Consider the following 19,961-nt stretch of genomic DNA (forward strand, 5'->3'; position numbering starts at 1 on the left):
CATGGAATAGTAAATTAACTGTTATACCATTTTTTTAAAGATGTGGTATAGATGAAGTTTTAGCTCCCCCCCGAAATCGCGGGGGGGTTGGGGGGGGTGATATCTAGCGCTACTTTATGAAATTGGTATTAACAGCCAACAGCCAACAGCCAACAGTCAACAGTCAACAGTCAACATCATTCCAATGCTACCGCATTTGATATCATATCCTGTCGATTGACCGCAACCAGCAAGGTTAATGCGAACTTGCATACGCTCCAATTTGCGAACCAATTCGACAACGGTCAATTTATCGGACACGATATCAATTATCTAAATATTTGCTACAAATGGCAGAAACTCCCCGATTTATTGCTTTCTATGACCTATTAAAAAGCTTGTAATTTTCGAGTTTTTAAACTTTTCATTTACCTGAGACTCCTGCTTTTTTTCCAGCCTAGGTAAGCGAGTTTCCATTCACTTAACAAATAACTAAACAAACCAAGAAATTAGTCATTTTTAACCGACTTAAGCTATTAGTCATGGAATACATTCCTTGGCGGTATCGTGCGTCACGCGAGGGCTTTTAGGAGATGCGGGTAATCACAAGCTTTCAAAAGGGAGGGGGAACAACACTTGATTTTAAGTCCCCCTTGTTAAAGGCGATTTAGGGGACTATCCAATATCTAGGATTATTTTTTATATTTGAGATAAGTTGCAACCGCTAAATCCCATCCATGAAGTAGTGAATCCAGATTTTGTATTATAATCAACATCAACGGTCGAAGCCCAAGAGGAACTATAAAATTTATGTGTCTCAATCCCGGAGATATACTGGCTGAACGCTACAGAATTATTGCTCAATTAGGACAGGGAGGATTTGCTAGAACCTACAAGGCTCAAGATATAGAAAAATCCGAAAATCCTCCCTGCGCGATTAAGGAAATTCCTTTTCCTGAAGGCGACGAGCTCCGGGTATTGGAAAAATGCCGGGAGCGATTTCAAAGGGAAGTTAGGGCTTTGCAGACTCTCGGAAATCACTCGCGCATTCCCAAATTGTTCGATCGCTTTGAAGAAAAAAAACATTTTTATATCGTTCAAGAATATATTGAAGGAACACCCCTAAGTCAGGAATTTTTGCCTGCAGGTCAGCAGTGGACGGAATCACAGACGATCGCCTTTTTACGAGAAATTCTAGAAATTTTAAATTTTGTACACCAAGCAAATGTTATTCACCGCGATCTTACACCGGCTAACTTAATTCGGCGCTCCAAGGATGGTAAAATTGTTTTGATAGATTTTGGGGCTGTTAAAGAAATCAGCACCTTTACGGCTAACTCTACGGGTGAAATATTAACATCGCAGGCGATCGGTACAATCGGTTATATGCCGGCGGAACAATACAATCCGAGGTCTGTCCCGCAACCTTATAACGATATTTACGCCCTAGGAATCATTGTGATTCAAGCCCTCACCGGTAAGCTTCCTACGAATCTCCCGCAAGACCCCCAAACTTGTGAAATTGTCTGGGATTACTCGACGCACAATAAACAGATTTTACAAGTTAGCGACAGTCTAAAAAATATTGTTAGTAAGATGGTGCGTTTCCATTTTATTGAACGCTACCAATCTGTTACTGAGGTGTTAGAAGACTTGGATGCGATCGCACCGCCGCCTGTACGCAAAATTGCTCCTCAAAAGCGATCGCGCTTTCCCTGGCCGCTGTTAGGCTTTGCTGGAATTGCGATCGGATTGGCGATCGTACTTTTCATCCCCAAAATTTTGCCGCGACAAACGCTTCCAGCAGATGGTGTAAGTTCTGGCGAAAAACTCCTAGTCCAAACCTCCGCCCTGTGGTCAAAACAAAGGGGAATTAATGAATTTGCCGACTCAAATTATCCCGAAGCTTTAAAATTGCTCAAACAGTCCTGGCGAGATGACCGCAGAGACCCCGAAACTTTAATTTACATCAACAATGCTCTGCTAAAAGCCATCAATGCAGAATATTACACGATCGCGATCGTTGTCCCCATCCGCAGAAATCTAGATGGCAGCATTCAGAACGCCAACTTAGCAGAAGAACTGCTGCGAGGTATCGCTCAAGCTCAAACCGAAGTGAATTTAGGTATCCTCCCTGCAACTGACACCAATCGAGATTTTCCAGGTCAAAGCTTTCTGCAACCACAAGCTATTAGAAAAAAAGGTCTAAAAGTCATCATTGCTGATGACGGAAATATCAAATCCTACGCCAAACAAACGGCAAATTACCTAGTCGCTCAGCCAGATATTCTCGCAGTCATCGGACACTACACCAGCGACATGACCGTAGAAACAGTAGATATTTACAATCGAAATAAACTCGTCGCAATTTCTCCGGGAAGCACCACAGAAGAACTGACGCGCAAACCTCGAAAATATTTCTTTCGGACGGCTCCGACAACTAGCATCGAAGCTGAAGCTTTGGTCAATCAACTATTGAAAGTAGGGCAAAAACGAGTTGCCGCTTTTTACAATCCCAACAGTCCCTTCAGCGCTTCTTTGTGGGAAGAATTTAAAAAGCAATTTGAATCCCGAGGAGGAACGACTTTTAGGAGCAGTAATTATTACGATTTATCTAAAGAGAATTTTAACGCCAAAGCTGCGCTCGCAGAAGTTGAAAAATTTCCCAAAACCGCCTTACTTCTAGTTCCCGACGGTCAAGTCACTAATTCGCTGGAAAATGCGATCGAAATGATTAAAGCTAACGGCGATCGCAATTGGATTGTCGGGCCTTGGACGCTGTACGAGGAGAGAACGCTAAAACTAGCAACACAACTAAAGTCTGTTAAAAAACTCGGTGTATCTGTATTTTGGCATCCCTTAATCAGTTTTGATAAAAAATTTCCGGTAAACGCACAAAAATTGTGGGGAGGCCCGATCAATACTCGCTCTGCCTTAACCTACGATGCGGCTAAAACGCTGATTAAAGCCATAGAAATGCAGCCGGAACCCAGCCGCGAAGGAATGCAAAAAACTATGGCCGATCCTAACTTTAAAGCCGAGGGAGCTACGGGTATAATTGAATTTGACTCGAAGACTGGAAATCGGAAAAACTCTCCTAAAGCATTGGCGCATATTGTACCCTGTGCTAAAAAACAATTTGGCCTTACCTTTGTACCGATCGAATTTCCCACAGCCGCAGCAGCAGGTTTAAAGTGCGATTGAATTGATTGATAAACAAGAATTCATGAGTCATCTGTCATTAGTCAGATCATTTCCGGTCGATTATTATAACAAAAATGGTTCGTTCATTAGTAGTGCGGACTTTAGTCTGCGCTACGAACTAATCTGCCATCGGTCAATCTACCGAACATGATATTATTAGTATTCCTAGGGTGTACCGTCATTGTTTTATCCGAATTTAAATCTACATTTTTACAGATTTGCACCTTATATATAGCCTTTTTAAAGTTGATTGAGCGAGCCTAAAAAAGCCGGATGGCTCGAGGGCGATCGCTCTTGAGCAGCGACCCTACAGTCCGCATTTTTATTGTACTTGTTTTACCTAAAATTTGCTTTATACCAAGTGCAAACATTCCTCCGTTTCACTGCGGCGAATACTTGTTTGTTAAGCGATTTTCGCTTGCGAATCTGTCAGAGTGTTGCTTTTTATGCTGCGTAGTTTTCTTTGTGCGACGCGCCCTAGGAATAATGTTGCTCTGATATAATAGTTGGGGAATGGTTAAATAAAAAGTTGTTTATTAAACTGGCGATGGTACAGGTGCGTCGTTCATATCGTTTGCGGTTGCATCGTCAGGTGATTTAACCGCAGAGAACACAGAGGACACAGAGAGAGAGAATAGAGATATGAATACAGGACGATGTTACCGGATTTGATATCACTCGAAACAGTCGATTTTTATTGATGAATTTTCCATCGCGACGCACCCTAGGGTTACTAATTTATTTCTGCTTTACCCTAATTTATTCGTGCTTTTCGCACAAAAGTTCTCAGCCATCAAGGTCAAGCCCCCTTAGCCAAGCACAAATTTTTAAGCCCGCAAATTTTCAATAAATTAGATATATTAAACAAAGCTAGTCTTTTTTATACTAACGCTTATGACGGTCAATCTCGCTTCCTCACCAAGTTCTAGTCTCAAACCAGAAGCCCAGAATATCTCGGCCCTCAAACAAGTCTTGCAGACAATAAATGCCGATAGCTGTCCGGGTTCCTACAACTTCCACCTCCACACAGTTAACTCCGACGGGCGATCGCAGTCAGAGAAAGTGATGGAACAAGCAATAGCCATAGGCCTCAAAGGCTTAGCTATTACTGACCACCACAGCACCAAAGGCTACGCTCAAGCTCAAATATGGCTGGATAATTGGAAATTAAAGCATCCCGACAAAATTAGCGCTGCGCCGACTCTTTGGACAGGGGCTGAAATTAATGCTGAATTGCTCAACAACGACGTACACATTCTCGCTTACGCCTTCGATCCAGAACATCCCAGTCTCACACCTTACTTGCGAGGGGATAGAGGTACGGTCGGCCACGCTTGTTATTCCGCAGCCAGGGTAATTGAAGCTATTCAGGAAGCAGGAGGTTTAGCAGTTCTAGCACATCCTTGCCGGTATCGATCGACCGCCGATCAACTCATCCCAGAAGCAGCCCGTTTCGGCATTGACGGCGTAGAAACTTACTATGCTTACGGGAATCCCTGTCCTTGGAAACCGAGTCCCAAACAAACTGCTTTAGTCAAAGATTTAGCAGAAACTTACGGTTTGTTGGGAACTTGCGGCACCGACTCTCATGGTCTGAGTCTTTTAGTCCGAATCTAGTAGTTGGGGGAATTGGGAATTGGGAATTGGGAATTGGGAATTGGGAATTGGGATTGGGAATTGGGATTGGGAATTGGGATTGGAATTGGGAATTGGGATTGGGAATTGGGAATTGGGAATTGGGAATTGGGAATTGGGAATTGTTAACTAATGATTAATGACTAATGACTGATGACTAATGACTGATGACTAATGACTAATGACTAATGACTAATGACTAATGACTGATGACTGATGACTAATGACTAACGTTCTGGGAACAACTGACAGGATCTGTTAGTTGGCTGATTTGCCCAATCCAAACGAGAATTGCCAAATCGATCCATCCAAGCTTCCAAATAAGCCCGATTAGCCTTTTTTTCCTCTGGATCTGAGGTATTCATGGGATGAGGTGCTAAACCCAAAATAGTCGAAGTCGTCACGCAAAACATCGACTTCTGAAAACTTTGGCAAATTTGCACGCGCACATCATCTTCGCCGCGACAACTACTGCGGTAAATTTCTTGCAAATAATCCGGCAGAAAATGCCGCATATCTTGCATCAATTGAGTGGGCGGAATGCCTGCGCCTCCAATCGGCAAAGGATCAGCAAATAAGGCCCCGTAGCCAAAATCTTTTTGTTCTTCGGGGATTTGATGTGCTTGGGCGTTGTATGAAACTACTCCAAAAAATGCAGTACCTCGAAAGAAAATTGCCTCTACATAAGGGACTGCTACATCTGCTAAAAATGTCAAACCTGCCGAGGCTGGAATGATATCGTAGTCTCGATCGCCAATCTTGACGCTGTAGGTGATTGGTAGACTGGCGGCACCGACCAAGCCTGCTAAGATAAAATCAACTACGTCAGCGATCGACTTAATTTCACCTGCTTCGTAGCGATCGGACAAATCGATAAATAAATCGCTCATTACCCGCCAAAACTGACCCAGCCCGGTGTAGTAAGCCAGCATCCGCACTTGTTCCGGCAAAAAATTAGGGAAGACTTTGTGCAGTCCCTGCATGAAAAAATTGCCTTTTAACTTAGCTGCGATCGCCTTTTCGACCAAACTGCTAAATTCCGGGGAATCCAAATAACTGTCCAAACCCCCGCCGCCGTGCCAAAGCATGGTTCTCATCACATACTCAGCATACTCAAAATTAATGCGGTCGTGCCACAAATAGCGGATTAATTTCGGTCGAGTCACTTCTCCGTTAAAATATTTAAAAAACGGAAAAAGCACTAAGAATTGTTTTTCAGCGATGTAGTTAAGATTGAGGGAGTAGGCATCTAGAACCACACCGTAACTTTTGAGAATGCCGACTACTTCTACTACATTTTCCGTTGATTCTGGAAGCAAAGCTTTGCCTGATTCCAAGATGTCAATGTAGGCGGATAGAGGATGGGCAGAGGGTTTTAATACGGTAGTTGTCATTAGATTTCAACCTTCATTGAATAACTGTTTTATGACCGATAAATTCAAAATCCATAGAAAGGTTTGATTGTTTGGACTTCAGTCTTCAGAATTTGAATAGGACTGAAGTCCAAACAATCAAACCTATGGAAGTTTTCACTCCAAGTTGTGAGCAACTTGTTGAACTTGTGCGGGCACAGCCGATACTAAGCCGATCGCAGTTTTCTCGCTTAAAGCTACTAAAACTCCAGGCTGTACTCCCATAATGGCGATAATTACTGCTAAAACCAGCGAAGGAATGCGATCGCGCCAGCGGACTTGTGGCAAATTCACCACTAAATCGGAAAGGCGGCCGAAAAAGGCGCGGTTGACCATAATTAAAAAGTAAACTGAAGTCAAACCAGTGCCGATCATGCAGAGCACAGTTTGCACTGGAAACACTGGTAAACTACCCCGAAAAATCAAAAATTCAGCAATAAATCCCGATAACCCCGGAATGCCGGCACTTCCCATCACGCCGAGGATCATTAAACTACCAATCATCGGTAAACCGCGATCGGGATTGAACAAACCTTTGAGCACGTCGATGTTGCGGCTTCCAGATTTTTTGTAAACAATACCGACACTCAAAAATAGCAGCCCTGAAATTAAACCGTGGCTAACCATTTGCAAAACAGTTCCGATCGTACTAATCTCTGTAGCTGCGGCGCTAGCTAACAAAATGTAGCCCATATGAGCGATAGAACTGTAAGCTACAATTTTTTTCATATCTTTTTGGGCGATCGCGCAACTCGCCCCGTAAATCACGCTTACCACCGCCCAACTCGCCAACCAAGGCGCAGCCACCGCCCACGCATCGGGGAACAAACCCAAACCAAAGCGCAGCATCCCGTAGGTGCCCAACTTCAACAGCACCCCCGCTAACAGCACAGAAACAGGAGTCGAAGCCTCTACGTGAGCATCCGGCAGCCAAGTATGAAAAGGTACTAAAGGAATCTTAATTCCAAAAGCTAGCAACACCCCAGACAGCAACACAAGTTGCCTCACCAAAGGTAAAGGCAATCCACCTTGTAAATGCGATGCACCCGCTGCACCAACCATATCGAAACTAGAAGCACCGCTGAGCCAAACTACTCCCAAGAAAGAAGCCAGCAACACCATGCCAGAAAATGCAGTATAGATTAAAAACTTAGTAGCAGCATAACCCCGGCGCTCGCCGCCCCAAATCGCAATCAACAAGTAAAGCGGAATCAATTCTACCTCAAAAAACAGGAAAAATAGCAGCAAGTTTTGAGATAAAAAAGCTCCCGTGACTCCCCCACTAATTAACAGCATCAAAGAATAATAAAGTCGAGGTCTGCGAATCGAATCATCCGTAGCGTAAATAGCGACCCCTGTCAGTAGAGTATTTAAAATCACCAAAGGCAGAGACAAACCATCAACGCCGAGATTGTAATTCAATCCCAAAGTATCTAGCCAAGGAACAAATTCCGAAAACTGCAACTGACTCGTACTGATATCAAACTGAGCAGCTACAATCACCGAGAGAATAAAAGTCACGCCCGCAATGACGAGAGAGGCATTCCGAACTACTTTAGAACTCACCGCACTGGGCCAGAACCCAATCAGAGCGGCGGTCAACATTGGTATCCAGATTAAAGCACTGAGCATCAATTCAAACTTCCCTTGTTACGCAGCTTTAGAGAACTATATTTAACATTAACGCAAAGACACTGAAAAAAAAACTATCGGTCAATTTTCTTGTTAACATAGATGCCAATGACTCTGGAATCGTCCTCTAACCTGAAGTATTAGCGATCGATAAGATTTGCCAATTAAATGGGATCATCTCATTTTTGCAAAAAATATCTTTTCTTGGAGTGCGAGCCTCTCCGAAGAGCGAGGTGTATAATACTCGCTCTTCGGGGACGATCGCACTACGACACAATTTCAATACCCAAACTTTTACCCGATGGGAAAATTCCGCTTGCACAATTGTGATTGACATTAAATAAAATTAGAAAAAAAGCAGACAAACTCAAAACAATTCATCTGCATTTATCCTCGTAAATTCCCCTTTCATTTGCGGTTCAAAAAAGCCAAATAATTAGCCCTATCAACACAGCAACCCCACTCGCAATAGTCAACACATAAAACTGCGACTGACCTGTTCCGCTGTACTTCAACCCTTCGCCGCTGAAAATTGTGGCAAAACCGAACAAATTCACCACCCCGTCTACTACGTACTTGTCAGTCCAAGCACTGATTTGAGCAATAGAAGCCACGGCCCAAACCACAGTCAAGCGGTAAACTCGATCGATATAAAAGTCGTAAGCAAACAAATCCTGCACCTCCGGCAACGGCAGCCGTACTGGTCTAGGTAAAACTCCGTACCAATAAATCGCCACCCCAATCGCAACGCCAATAAAGCCAGATAACATCAAAAGCGGAACATTTAGAGTCTTCAACAGCAAATTTAAAGTATCAAAATCCCCGGTTTTCGCCCAAGGCCCAGTCCAACTAATTAACAGTTGCCACCGCTGCAAAATCCAAGGTACCAACAGCCCGATCACGGTCAAAATTACCATCGGTAATGCCATAGTCCAACCGACTTCCGGAGCTCTGCGAGTTTTCGGCTGCGGTTTTCCTGCAAACACTAAACCGAATACGCGAGTTAAATTTAGGGCTGTTAAACAATTAACCAAAAGCAATACAACTACCAACCACAAGGGCACTGTCCAAAAACCGTTGAGCCAGCGCCGCATCGCCCAAAAGTTACCCATTGGTAATAGCGCTACCATCCCTGAAGCGCCTACTAAATAAGCCATTGTTGTGGCAGGCATCTTTGACCACAACCCACCCATTTCTGTTAAATCTTGAGTGTTGGTTGTCAGAATCACTGACCCTACGCTCATGAATAATAGTCCTTTGGCGATCGAGTGCGTGAACAGCAGCAGCAAAGCAATGTCAACTTCATTGAGCCCCACCGCGATAAACACTAAACCCAAAGAAGCGCTGGTGGAATGCGATAAGGCTCTTTTGAGGTCGATTTGGGCGATCGCCACCAAAGAAGCACCAACCGCCGTCACCGCACCCAAAACCACCAACACCACACCAGTCACCGGCGATAGCGCTAAAACAGGCTGAAGTTTAATCAAAATATAAGCGCCAGCACCTACAACAACCGTATTCCGCATAATCGAAGCCGGGTTGGGCCCTTCCATCGCCTCGTCTAGCCACAAATGGAACGGAAACTGAGCGCACTTGGCTGTAGGTGCAGCGATTAAAGCCAAACCTAAAAGAGTCGCTACCAAAGGAGACAAAGTTGCAGTTTCCGCCCATGTTTCTAAATCGGAAAAATTCAAACTTCCCGCTAAAGTAGAAAGCGTCACTACTCCCATCAGCAGCGGTACATCTCCTACACGCTTTGTTAAAAACGCATCTCTAGCCGCCGTTACTACCAGGGGTTGAGCGTACCAAAACCCGACTAGCAAATAAGTTGAAAGCGTCAGCAATTCCAACAAAGCGTAAGTTAGCAGCAGCGAGTCGCTAATCGCAATCCCGCTAATTGCTCCTTCAAAAAAACCCAGCAGCCCAAAAAATCGAGCTAGCGCCCAGTCTTTTTCCATGTAGCCAATAGCGTAAATTTGTGCTAGCAGACTCAGAACTGTAACTAACTCCATTGCTCCGACGCTGATGGTCGAGATTTCTATGGCAAAAGACAAATTTAAATCTGCTGCTTGCACCCAGTGTACGAGCAACTGTTGGGGGGGTCGATCCCACGTGGCTCTAAAAATCACCGTTCCGTGGATGAAAGCCAATACAGTCATCAACAAATTGAAGTAAGCTGCAGGTCTCGGCCCTGTGGTGCGAACGGTTCCTGTAGACCACGGCAAAGTTAAAATTGCGCCAATTAAGCCATATAAAGGAACCCACCAACAGGCTTGGAGGAGAAATTCAGTCATTTAATTTATCCTTGAAACTTTAAATTACTGGCTGCCTCGATCCAAAGGCAGTTCCGGGCGATCGCCCGACACCCTAAAACTTTGACTGAACCCGATCGTATAGTTCTGGCAAAATAATTTGCACCCAAAATTAACTATACATTAAAGCATCAAAAATGATAATTATGTGACTACAAAATTACTGCCTTCTCAGAATCGGCAATCAAAGAAAAAAAAGACCGCAGATTGGTAAACACTGCCTTTTGTGTCTGTTTCCTCGCGATCCCCCTTTGGAAATCCCCAAATTTCTCAACGTCGATCGACCCTGCCTTCACCTACCGAACTCTACTTTTCAGGTATTTTTACTCACTCGACTCCCCGATCGCCACCCACATCTACTCCTCGGAATCTTAAGATTATTAAATAAATATTAAATTATTTTAAGTAACATAAAAATTTTTAATTTTTGTTATTAAACATTATGATGTTAGATTATATTGTCAAGGTGGACAGATTCCCCTATTCTATAAGGATAGGAAGCTTTACACTGCATTCCTAAATAATGTGGCCTTCCCCGTCCAAATTTTTAGATTTATCAAAGATTTGTAACGGTAATTCCGCTCATGCTTAAATTGGAGATTCAAAAATGTCAATAGCCGTGGGAATGATTGAGACAAAAGGTTTTCCCGCCGTTGTGGAAGCTGCCGACGCTATGGTCAAAGCTGCTCGCGTTACCCTTGTGGGTTATGAAAAAATCGGCAGCGCCCGCGTCACAGTGATTGTGCGCGGCAACGTGTCGGAAGTCCAAGCCTCAGTCGCAGCCGGAGTGGAATCCGTCAAGCGGGTGAACGGCGGAGAAGTAGTCTCTACCCACATCATCGCTCGCCCCCACGAAAACCTAGAATACGTTCTGCCCATTCGTTACACAGAAGCAGTAGAACAGTTCCGAGGCTACTAAGTTCTTAGCCCACAGAAAATTAATTTGACGAAAAGTTGGACTAAAATCAGTACGTTCGTCAAAAATTAACAGTTTAGTTCCCCAAATATTCAATCAGGAGTAAAACCAATGGCAATTGCAGTTGGCATGATCGAAACCCTAGGCTTCCCCGCAGTCGTGGAAGCAGCAGACGCAATGGTCAAAGCAGCCCGCGTCACCTTGGTAGGGTACGAAAAAATCGGTAGCGCTCGCGTTACAGTCATTGTAAGAGGAGATGTCTCGGAAGTGCAAGCTTCCGTAGCCGCTGGAGTAGAGTCGGTGAAGCGCGTTAACGGCGGACAAGTGATGTCCACCCACATTATCGCCCGCCCTCACGAAAACTTGGAGTACGTGCTACCCATTCGCTATACCGAAGCTGTAGAACAGTTCCGTGAAGGCGTCAGCGGTATTCGTCCCCTCAACAGATCTTAAGACGGGCGATCGGCTGTTCGGGGCATTTGGTAATTAAAACTTGAAAATTAAAAATTAAAAAGCGCGAAATTTTTGATTTAGCATTTTTAATTTTTAATTGATGCGGGCATGGGATATTGGTTATTAGTCATCAGTCATTCGATTTTAGATTTTAGATTTTAGATTTTAGATTTTAGAATTGACTCCAAAGATGCAATCTGGGAGCTTTAATTCAAGTCTAAAATTTTGGATTCGACTATCGGTATCGTCTAGAAATTGTATTCATTTTTTAGCCGGTCGCGAGTCATCAGTCATCAGCTATCGGTCATTAGTTATTAGACGCAAAACTCTAAAATGAAGACATGAGACTGAATAAAGCTAATTGAAAAAAGACAAGTGACGGCAAAAGAATGACAATTACCAATTACCAATTACCGATTACCTAAAATGCAAATGGCCAAAGTTCTCGGCACAGTTGTCAGTACCCAAAAAGAGCCGACGCTGAGAGGATCGAAATTTCTACTCCTGCAATTCATCAATGAAGAAGGTTTGCCAGTTCCCGGATATGAAGTAGCGGCTGACTGTGTGGGTGCTGGTATAGATGAATGGGTTTTAGTGACCAGAGGTAGCGCAGCCCGGATCGCGCCCGGAAGCGAAAACCGTCCGATCGATGCTCTGGTAGTAGGCATTATAGATACTGTCAATGTAGAAAACCGCCTCATTTACAGTAAAAAAGACGACCCATATTAGTTGCCACCGTTAGCAGTTAGCAGTTAGTGGCAAAATAACTAACAACTAACAACTAACCCTTCGACTCCGCTCAGGGCGAGGCAACTAACAACTAACAAAAAGATTTTTCAGCTTAGGAGAACTTAATTTATGGCAGTCCGCAACGTTGCGGCTCCCCCGACGCCTTGGTCGAAAAACTTGGCTGAGCCCAAAATTCACGATACCGCCTACGTACATTCCTTTTCTAACATTATTGGGGATGTGCATATCGGTTCAAATGTGATGATTGCCCCCGGGACATCTATCCGCGCCGATGAAGGCACTCCGTTTTATATCGGAGATGGAAGCAATATTCAAGACGGAGTAGTGATTCACGGCCTAGAACAAGGCCGAGTCACAGGAGAGGATGACAAATCCTATTCCGTGTGGGTGGGGAAAAATACTTCCCTCACCCACATGGCTTTAATTCACGGCCCTGCCTACGTAGGCGACGAGTGCTTTATCGGCTTTCGCTCTACGGTGTTCAATGCCAGGGTGGGAAACGGGTGCATTGTGATGATGCACGTATTAATTAAAGATGTGGAGATTCCCCCCGGTAAGTACGTACCTTCGGGAGCCATCATCACCAATCAGAAGCAAGCCGATCGCCTGCCAGATGTTCTTGATTCAGATGTAAAATTTGCGACCCACGTTATCGGCATCAATGACGCCCTGAGAACGGGTTATCGCTGCGCTGACAACATAGCCTGTCTAGCACCAATTCGCAACGAGAAAACTAAAAACTCAAATATCACTCAAATGAATTATTCTACTCAAACCGGCAGCCAATTGAGTTCTTCTATAGCTGATAGCATCCGCAATTTACTAGCCCAAGGATACAGCGTGGGAGCAGAACACGCCGACGCGCGCCGCTTCCGTACCGGTTCTTGGCGCACTTGCGGCCCAATTTCTTCAACCCGCCACTCAGATGTAGTCGCGGCTTTGTCAGCTTGCATGGCTGACCACCAAGGAGAATACGTCCGCTTGATCGGGATTGACACCAAAGCCAAGCGCCGCGTACTCGAAGAAATCGTCCAAAGACCGGGAGAAAACGGCTCTAACGGTTCTAACGGCGCAAAAACTCACCAATCTAACGGTCAATTTGCACAAGCTTCCCACCGCAATACCGGTTCTGTCTCCAGCAGCGGCAAATTGAGCGCGGAAACAGTGGGGACTGTTCGCAGCTTGCTAAGTCAAGGTTACAAAGTGGGGACGGAACACGCCGACGCGCGCCGCTTCCGTACCAGTTCCTGGCAAAGCGGGGCTTCGCTGCAAACGAGAAATGAATCTGAGGCGATCGCCGCTTTAGAATCTGTGATGAACCAATATCCTGGCGAATACGTGCGCTTGATCGGGATTGACCCGAAAGCTAAACGCCGCGTGGTTGAAGAAATTATTCAGCGTCCCGACGGCCCAGTTGCTCAATCGGCTCAGTCTGGTGCAACATCGGGATTCAAACCAGCAAAAGGTAAAGAAGCTTACACAGGTGCGGTCGCCAGCAGCGGCATCTTGACCGGCAAGGCGATCGAGCAAATCCGCAACCTGCTCTCCCAAGGCTACAAAATTGGCACCGAACACGCCGACGCGCGCCGTTTCCGCACCGGTTCTTGGAGCAGTTGCGCGCCGATCGACTCCAACCGCGAATCCGAAGTAATTTCGGCTCTCGAAAGCTGTCTCAACGAACACAGCGGCGAGTACGTCCGCTTGCTCGGTATCGACTCCAAGGCCAAACGCCGCGTACTCGAAGAAATCATCCAGCGCCCTTAAGAACGCCTGGTAATTAGCTTGTTTCTCCCGTTAAGTGCTCGCGTTGGGCTAATGGGAGAACCAACCCTAGGATTCAAGTTTGGTTTGAGAGAGTTAAACAGTTCGATTGAGAATTTTTGGGAAAAATTTAAGATTTTCTCAAACTTTATAAAAAATCTTAAAGCCCGAACAAAATTTAGGCAAAAAAGGTTTGATGCGTTACTTACATGGGTAAGGTACGCAAGTTTAAGCCTGCGTAATTTAGGTTTAAATTCAGTCTCGATCGAGCTTTTCAATATTAGTAAGTTCTCGTTTATTGGATGGATGCGGTTAATTTTTTTGAGTCAATAAAACCCATAAATTAAAGTCCTTTTATCTAAAAAAATAGCTCATTTCATGGTAAAGTTGAATGTATTTATCGCCACTGCAATTAAGTAGCAACTCTCAGATTTTGATGAGTGGCGATGTGGTTGTGAATGAGAGGGCGGCGATCGCCCCAGGAGTCATCCTGCAAGCAGATCCGGGAAGTCGGATCTCGATCGCCGCCGGTGCGTGTATCGGTATGGGAACTATCCTTCACGCCCGTGAAGGCGATCTGGACATCGGGGCGGGCGCGATTCTGGGTGCAGGGGTGCTGGTAGTAGGTGCGGGGACGATCGGCGAAAATGCCTGTATAGGCGCGGCGACAACCCTGATTAATCCTTCTATCGACAAACTGCAAATTTTGCCAGCCGGTTCTCTGCTCGGAGATACCAGCCGCCAAATACCAGCAGAAGTAACCGCAGAAGCAGAAGCAGCCCCGGAACCGGAACCGGAACCTCCCTCCGTTAGTACGCCAGCCGTCGATCGACCGATCGATGAGCCAACCGCCGCCGCCCCTACACAGCCTCAAACACCGCCGGAGACAGCCCCACAACCGCTGCAAGACGCTGCCTCAGACCAGCCCCAACCAGCAGATACCCCAACTATTCTGTACGGCCAAGCTCACATCAATCGGCTGCTGGGGACGCTGTTTCCGCACCGACAAGCTTTTAATCGATCGGAGGAAAACGGTCAAACTCTCTCGGGCGGTTCCGGGTAGCGCTAAGTCGATTTTAGATTTTAGATTTTAGATTTATTTCGCAGATCGATCTGAGAAATTGAAATTTTGTCTAAATTTTGGGCTTGACCCTCAAAACTGTCAAGGGCTTGTATTGACAATGTTGGGGCGTGGTCATTTCAGCAAAAGGCAGCTATGCTGAAGGCAGAATCAAAAAATATAAATAGGTAATATTATATTATTGGTAGCTCAGCAATTTTTAAGGCTTTGCAGCAGAAATCTGTGTCTTGCAGCTCGTGCAGTCTGTCTGGTCATCTGAGAAACTACAATTATCCACAAATTTTAATTTTGAGAAGTTTCTGAAGGTAATTGAAGATGGACGGACAAATAGATCGTAAAATTGACCCCGATAGCTCGCAGCGCCAAGAATATTTCAAAGATACTGCTTTGGGTTTGGTATCTACCAAAAGTTTTCCGGCGATTGTCGGGACTGCTGACATGATGCTGAAGTCGGCGGGGGTGATTTTAGTAGGATACGAAAAAATTGGTTCCGGTCACTGTACGGCGATCGTCCGCGGCAGAATTTCGGACGTGCGTTTGGCTGTGGAAGCAGGAGCTCAGACAGCAGAACAGTTCGGACAGTTTGTTTCTAAATTGGTGATTCCCAGACCTTTGGCTAATTTGGAAGTGGTTTTGCCGATCGGCTTCCGGCTGACTGAACTCTCCGAAAGCGGCAATTATTCGCGGCTGAGCAATCAGGCGATCGGTTTGCTCGAAACGCGGGGATTTCCGGCAATGGTCGGTGCTTGCGATGCTATGCTCAAATCCGCAGACGTACACTTGGCCGCCTACGAGAAAATTGGCGCAGGTTTGTGTACGGCAATTATTCGCGGTGCAGTTGCAGATGTCGCAGTCGCCGTAGAAGCCGGGATGTACGAAGCTGAACGCATTGGCGAGTTGAACGCGGTGATGGTAATTCCGAGGCCTTTGGAAGATTTGGAACAAACTTTGCCGCTGGCGAGTTGCTGGATAGAACACCGCAAACCTGTGATGATGCCAATCTCTGTTCAGGAAAAGGAAAAAGAATTGGTCGAACTTCCAGATTTGGAGAAATTGAGAGTTTATGTGGAAGAGGAAGTCGAGCGGTAATTGGTAATTTTTATCTAATTAGCCAGCAAAATTTTGTCAATATCTGCTGCGAGAAATACTGAGTTGAAATTGCTAAACAGGATATAAATTTTACTCAAGAGAAATGCGTGCAACAATTTATACCGAGGGGCGGGTCAAGCTTAATTTTGCTACCCGTGCCGATCGCACCTACATAGAGACACACAGAGCGCCAGCGCCAACTAAAATGTTGAGCAAAAGTCGTAGCGTAGCGGGGCGTAAGCCATCGGGTAAACAATCGAACTCATAAATTAAATCCAGCCGAGGATCGTGCTCTTTCAAGATGATTTAACTGCTGTTAAAATCGACCTAAATCCTGTTTTGGGTAGATTTCCTGGAATAACTCAAGAGTTACTCTAGGTGTAAATGGATGCTGTTTCAACAGATTAACGTCTGTCGAACTCAACACAGAGTACAAAGGAATCTCTCCCCAGAATCAAGCAATCCAGAAAGTTAACCCCAGCCAATAACCGACACCGTGCCGCCGACATTATACTCCGGTGATTCACCCAGCAGCAAGTCAATCTAAAATCTAAAACTTGTTCGCTCGCGAAGTCGAAGTATCTAAAACTTGTTCGCTCGCGAAGCCTAAGAATCTAAAATCTCAAATCAACTCACCTATGAACCTCAAACAATTTTACAAGCGCGGTTTGCATAGCGCCAAGAAAGGAAACTACGAAGCGGCGATCGAAGACTTCGATCAGATACTGCAGGAAAATCCCGCTGATGCCAAAGCATATAACAATCGCGGCTTAGTCTACTATTACATGAAAGATTACCAAAGGGCGATCGAAGACCTCAGCCAAGCACTAGATATCAATCCTAATTTGTTCGAGGCTTATCTGAATCGAGGTAATGCTTGGCGACATCTCGGAGAAAACGACAAAGCCATTGAGGATCTCAACTGCGCTTTAGCAAACAAACCTGACAGTCACGCTATTTACAACAACCGGGGACTCGTACTTGCTAATTTAGGACATTACGAAGAAGCAATAGAAGACTACAATCAAGCTCTCTCTATCAATTCCCACAATTATAAAACCTATTACAACCGGGGGCGGGCTTACTACCTTTTGGGAGAAAAAGAGGCAGCAATAGAGAACTTTAACGAAACGCTGCGGTTGAATCCTAGATATATCAAAGCTTACATCAATCGCGGCCTCTGTTACCACCAACTAAAAGACAATACGCAGGCGATCGCCGATTACAACACTGCACTAGGAATCGATCCAAAAAATATTTATGCGTATTACAACCGAGGATGCGTGCGCTATAAATTAAAACAAATGCAGCTAGCAATAGAAGACTTTGACAAAGCAGTGGAACTAGATCCAAATTATGTCAAAGCTTATCTCAACCGAGGTTTAGCGCTGTACAAACTCGGAGAGATCGCAGCAGCAAACAAGGATTTTTACCACGTCATGTGCATTAATGCTGAAGCTTATTTATACTACCAAGCTCAGCGCTGCACGCCGGATATTAATTCCTACTTTAAGGAAGCGCCGCAGATGGAACAGAATAATGCTGTCGAATACTACAACACAACATTAAATACAATGTCAACTTCTCTAAGTTCGGCAGCATTAAACTCGATTTGGAATCAAGAAGATTTGGAAAGCAGAGACTCGATTATCTGTGAAGGTGAATTTCTCAATGAGTGAATTGGTCATTAGTCATTAGTCATTAGTCATTAGTCATTAGTCATTAGTCATTAAGTGGGTAATCGGAAAAAACACAAGTTCAGAAACCCGGTTTCTTGCGTGGTTTCTCGTTACCAAACACAAAACCACGCAAGAAACCGGGTTTCTCGCCCCGATGCGTAAGCCGTGAAACCTTTGCTACCTGTTGATAAATAGTTCGCTGACATCAGAAACCCGGTTTCTGGCGTGGTTTCTCGTTACCAAACACAAAACCACGCAAGAAACCGGGTTTCTCGCCCCCGTGAGAGGTTTTTAACGCCGATTCGGTAGCCGTTAAAACTTAAAGCCCTTACTGCAAAAAACAGCAAGGACTTTAATCGTTTATCCCTGAGTTTTAAGGACTTGCATTCGCAACCATCGCACTTTAAATACTAGCCATCACTTCGCGCGCGGCCGCCAAAGTGCGATCGATATCCTCATCAGTATGAGCCAAAGAAGTAAATCCAGCCTCAAACTGCGAAGGAGCCAGATAAATACCGTGCTCCAACATTCCGCGATGAAAGCGGCCAAACTTTGCTACATCCGACTTTTTCGCATCATCGTAATTGTGCACTGGGCCCGCCGCAAAAAACAAGCCAAACATCCCGCTAATTTGCCCGCCACAAGTCGCGTGTCCGGCTTCCTTAGCAATTTTTAGCAATCCGTCGGACAGTTTTTTCGTAATTCTATCCAACTGTTCGTAAGTGCCAGGTTTTTGCAGCAATTCCAAAGTTTTAATCCCAGCAGTCATCGCCAAAGGATTTCCCGAAAGCGTACCAGCTTGATACACCGGGCCCGCTGGAGCCACCATCCCCATAATATCGCGCCGTCCGCCGTAAGCTCCCACCGGCAAACCGCCGCCGATAACTTTACCCAATGTCGTCAAATCCGGGGTGACACCGAATTTTTCCTGAGCTCCGCCGTAGGCGATGCGGAAACCGGTCATTACTTCATCAAAAACTAACAAAGCGCCGTTATCTTTGGTAATTTCCCGCAAACCTTCGAGAAAACCCGCATCCGGTACAATAAATCCGGCATTCCCTACAACAGGTTCGAGAATTACCCCTGCGATTTCGCCGGGATTTTCGGCAAATAAAGCCTTAACTGCTTCCAAGTCGTTGTAGGGAGCGTTGAGGGTGTTGGCGGTAGCAGATTTTGGCACGCCCGGAGAGTCGGGAAGCCCGAGAGTTGCGACACCGGAACCGGCTTTTACCAAAAACATATCGGCGTGCCCGTGATAGCAGCCTTCAAATTTAATCAATTTATCGCGTCCGGTGAAGGCTCGCATCAGCCGCAAAACGGCCATGCAGGCTTCGGTGCCGGAATTGACAAATCGCACCATTTCAATGCTGGGAACGGCATCGATGACCATTTCGGCCAGCACGTTTTCCAGTAGCGAGGGTGCTCCGAAACTTGTACCTTTTTCTAAAGATTCGTGAAGGGCTTTGATGACTTCTGGGTGGGCGTGGCCGCAGATGGCTGGGCCCCAAGTGCCTACGTAGTCAATGTATTGGTTGCTGTCAACATCCCAAATGTAGGCTCCTTTTACCCTGTCAAAGACTATTGGCCCTCCACCTACGGATTTGAAGGCGCGCACGGGGGAACTGACGCCACCTGGCATCAATTTCTGGGCTGCGGCAAAGATTTCTTCTGATTTGGTGGTTTTCAAGTGTGTTGTGGAAACCAATGTTTTCTCCTTAGTGAAGGTCTGTTGTTGCTAGGATACTTTTATAGCGACTTCAGGATAATGGTTAGGTCGATTTAAAGAAACTATGTTAATTGATTTTAGGATACAAACCAATCCGTAGCAATACTAGGTTGGGTTTTTCAGGCTTTGTACTGCTGACACCGATCGCACTCAATTGTAATTTTTTGTAAAATTGTTGTTGACAATTTGTCCCTAACTTGCTATGTTGCCACAGGTGTCGATCGCCAAAAAGCTGTGTCTTCAGTAACTCGCTTCTGGCTTAAAGATTAGCTATCTCTTCTTTTCTTTTGTTTCTCTGTCTCAAGAGCGTCCTCTGCGGTTAATGAAAAGAA

General features: G+C 45.3%; 14 protein-coding genes. 10 read left to right on the forward strand and 4 right to left on the reverse strand.

Annotation, left to right across the window (positions count from 1 at the left end):
- Positions 1 to 789 precede the first annotated feature (789 nt).
- The 3 genes from AACV78_RS19590 to AACV78_RS19600 all read left to right on the forward strand — a co-directional run bounded on the left by AACV78_RS19590 (position 790) and on the right by AACV78_RS19600 (position 4,951).
- Positions 790 to 3,183 carry a bifunctional serine/threonine-protein kinase/ABC transporter substrate-binding protein gene (locus AACV78_RS19590; protein WP_194010239.1) on the forward strand — a complete coding sequence of 798 codons (2,394 nt, stop codon included), beginning with the start codon at positions 790 to 792 and terminating at the stop codon, positions 3,181 to 3,183.
- A gap of 894 nt (positions 3,184 to 4,077) precedes the next feature.
- Entirely contained in the window at positions 4,078 to 4,800 is a 723-nt protein-coding gene (locus AACV78_RS19595) for a PHP domain-containing protein (protein WP_194010238.1), read from the forward strand.
- A gap of 19 nt (positions 4,801 to 4,819) precedes the next feature.
- Positions 4,820 to 4,951 carry a hypothetical protein gene (locus AACV78_RS19600; protein WP_255512960.1) on the forward strand — a complete coding sequence of 44 codons (132 nt, stop codon included), beginning with the start codon at positions 4,820 to 4,822 and terminating at the stop codon, positions 4,949 to 4,951.
- Positions 4,952 to 5,045: 94 nt separating this feature from the next.
- Here the strand turns inward: AACV78_RS19600 and AACV78_RS19605 are convergent, their stop codons facing one another.
- The 3 genes from AACV78_RS19605 to AACV78_RS19615 form a co-directional block, all read right to left on the reverse strand.
- Complete coding sequence (locus tag AACV78_RS19605) at positions 5,046 to 6,212, reverse strand: CO2 hydration protein (RefSeq protein WP_194010237.1); 1,167 nt, start codon at positions 6,210 to 6,212, stop codon at positions 5,046 to 5,048.
- Between the two features lie 135 nt (positions 6,213 to 6,347).
- Positions 6,348 to 7,862: an NADH-quinone oxidoreductase subunit M gene (locus tag AACV78_RS19610; protein WP_194010236.1), complete on the reverse strand. Its 1,515-nt coding sequence runs from the start codon at positions 7,860 to 7,862 to the stop codon at positions 6,348 to 6,350.
- Positions 7,863 to 8,281: 419 nt separating this feature from the next.
- Complete coding sequence (locus AACV78_RS19615) at positions 8,282 to 10,156, reverse strand: NAD(P)H-quinone oxidoreductase subunit F (protein ID WP_194010234.1); 1,875 nt, start codon at positions 10,154 to 10,156, stop codon at positions 8,282 to 8,284.
- Positions 10,157 to 10,781: 625 nt separating this feature from the next.
- Here AACV78_RS19615 and AACV78_RS19620 point away from each other — a divergent pair.
- From AACV78_RS19620 to AACV78_RS19650, 7 genes are all read left to right on the forward strand, one after another.
- A complete protein-coding gene (locus AACV78_RS19620) occupies positions 10,782 to 11,093 on the forward strand; it encodes a carbon dioxide-concentrating mechanism protein CcmK (RefSeq protein ID WP_006635059.1) in 312 nt (103 codons plus the stop codon).
- Between the two features lie 108 nt (positions 11,094 to 11,201).
- On the forward strand, positions 11,202 to 11,543 hold the full coding sequence (locus AACV78_RS19625; protein WP_006635058.1) for a carbon dioxide-concentrating mechanism protein CcmK: 342 nt from the start codon (positions 11,202 to 11,204) through the stop codon (positions 11,541 to 11,543).
- A 426-nt stretch (positions 11,544 to 11,969) separates the two neighbouring features.
- On the forward strand, positions 11,970 to 12,272 hold the full coding sequence (locus AACV78_RS19630) for a beta-carboxysome shell vertex protein CcmL (protein ID WP_194010233.1): 303 nt from the start codon (positions 11,970 to 11,972) through the stop codon (positions 12,270 to 12,272).
- A gap of 129 nt (positions 12,273 to 12,401) precedes the next feature.
- Positions 12,402 to 14,057: a beta-carboxysome scaffolding protein CcmM gene (locus AACV78_RS19635; RefSeq protein WP_194010232.1), complete on the forward strand. Its 1,656-nt coding sequence runs from the start codon at positions 12,402 to 12,404 to the stop codon at positions 14,055 to 14,057.
- 388 nt (positions 14,058 to 14,445) lie between these two features.
- The gene (locus AACV78_RS19640; RefSeq protein WP_194010231.1) at positions 14,446 to 15,117 is read left to right on the forward strand and encodes a beta-carboxysome scaffolding protein CcmN; all 672 of its coding nucleotides are present in this window, start codon (positions 14,446 to 14,448) and stop codon (positions 15,115 to 15,117) included.
- A 333-nt stretch (positions 15,118 to 15,450) separates the two neighbouring features.
- Positions 15,451 to 16,224, forward strand: coding sequence for a beta-carboxysome assembly protein CcmO (locus tag AACV78_RS19645; RefSeq protein ID WP_194010230.1), 774 nt, complete (start codon positions 15,451 to 15,453; stop codon positions 16,222 to 16,224).
- Between the two features lie 638 nt (positions 16,225 to 16,862).
- On the forward strand, positions 16,863 to 17,903 hold the full coding sequence (locus tag AACV78_RS19650) for a tetratricopeptide repeat protein (RefSeq protein ID WP_194010229.1): 1,041 nt from the start codon (positions 16,863 to 16,865) through the stop codon (positions 17,901 to 17,903).
- 403 nt (positions 17,904 to 18,306) lie between these two features.
- Here AACV78_RS19650 and hemL read toward each other — a convergent pair whose 3' ends face one another.
- The gene (gene hemL / locus AACV78_RS19655; protein ID WP_194010228.1) at positions 18,307 to 19,608 is read right to left on the reverse strand and encodes a glutamate-1-semialdehyde 2,1-aminomutase; all 1,302 of its coding nucleotides are present in this window, start codon (positions 19,606 to 19,608) and stop codon (positions 18,307 to 18,309) included.
- Positions 19,609 to 19,961: the final 353 nt, after the last annotated feature.

Origin of the sequence: Tychonema sp. LEGE 07196 (assembly GCF_963890365.1) — a bacterium.
GTDB lineage: Bacteria > Cyanobacteriota > Cyanobacteriia > Cyanobacteriales > Microcoleaceae > Microcoleus.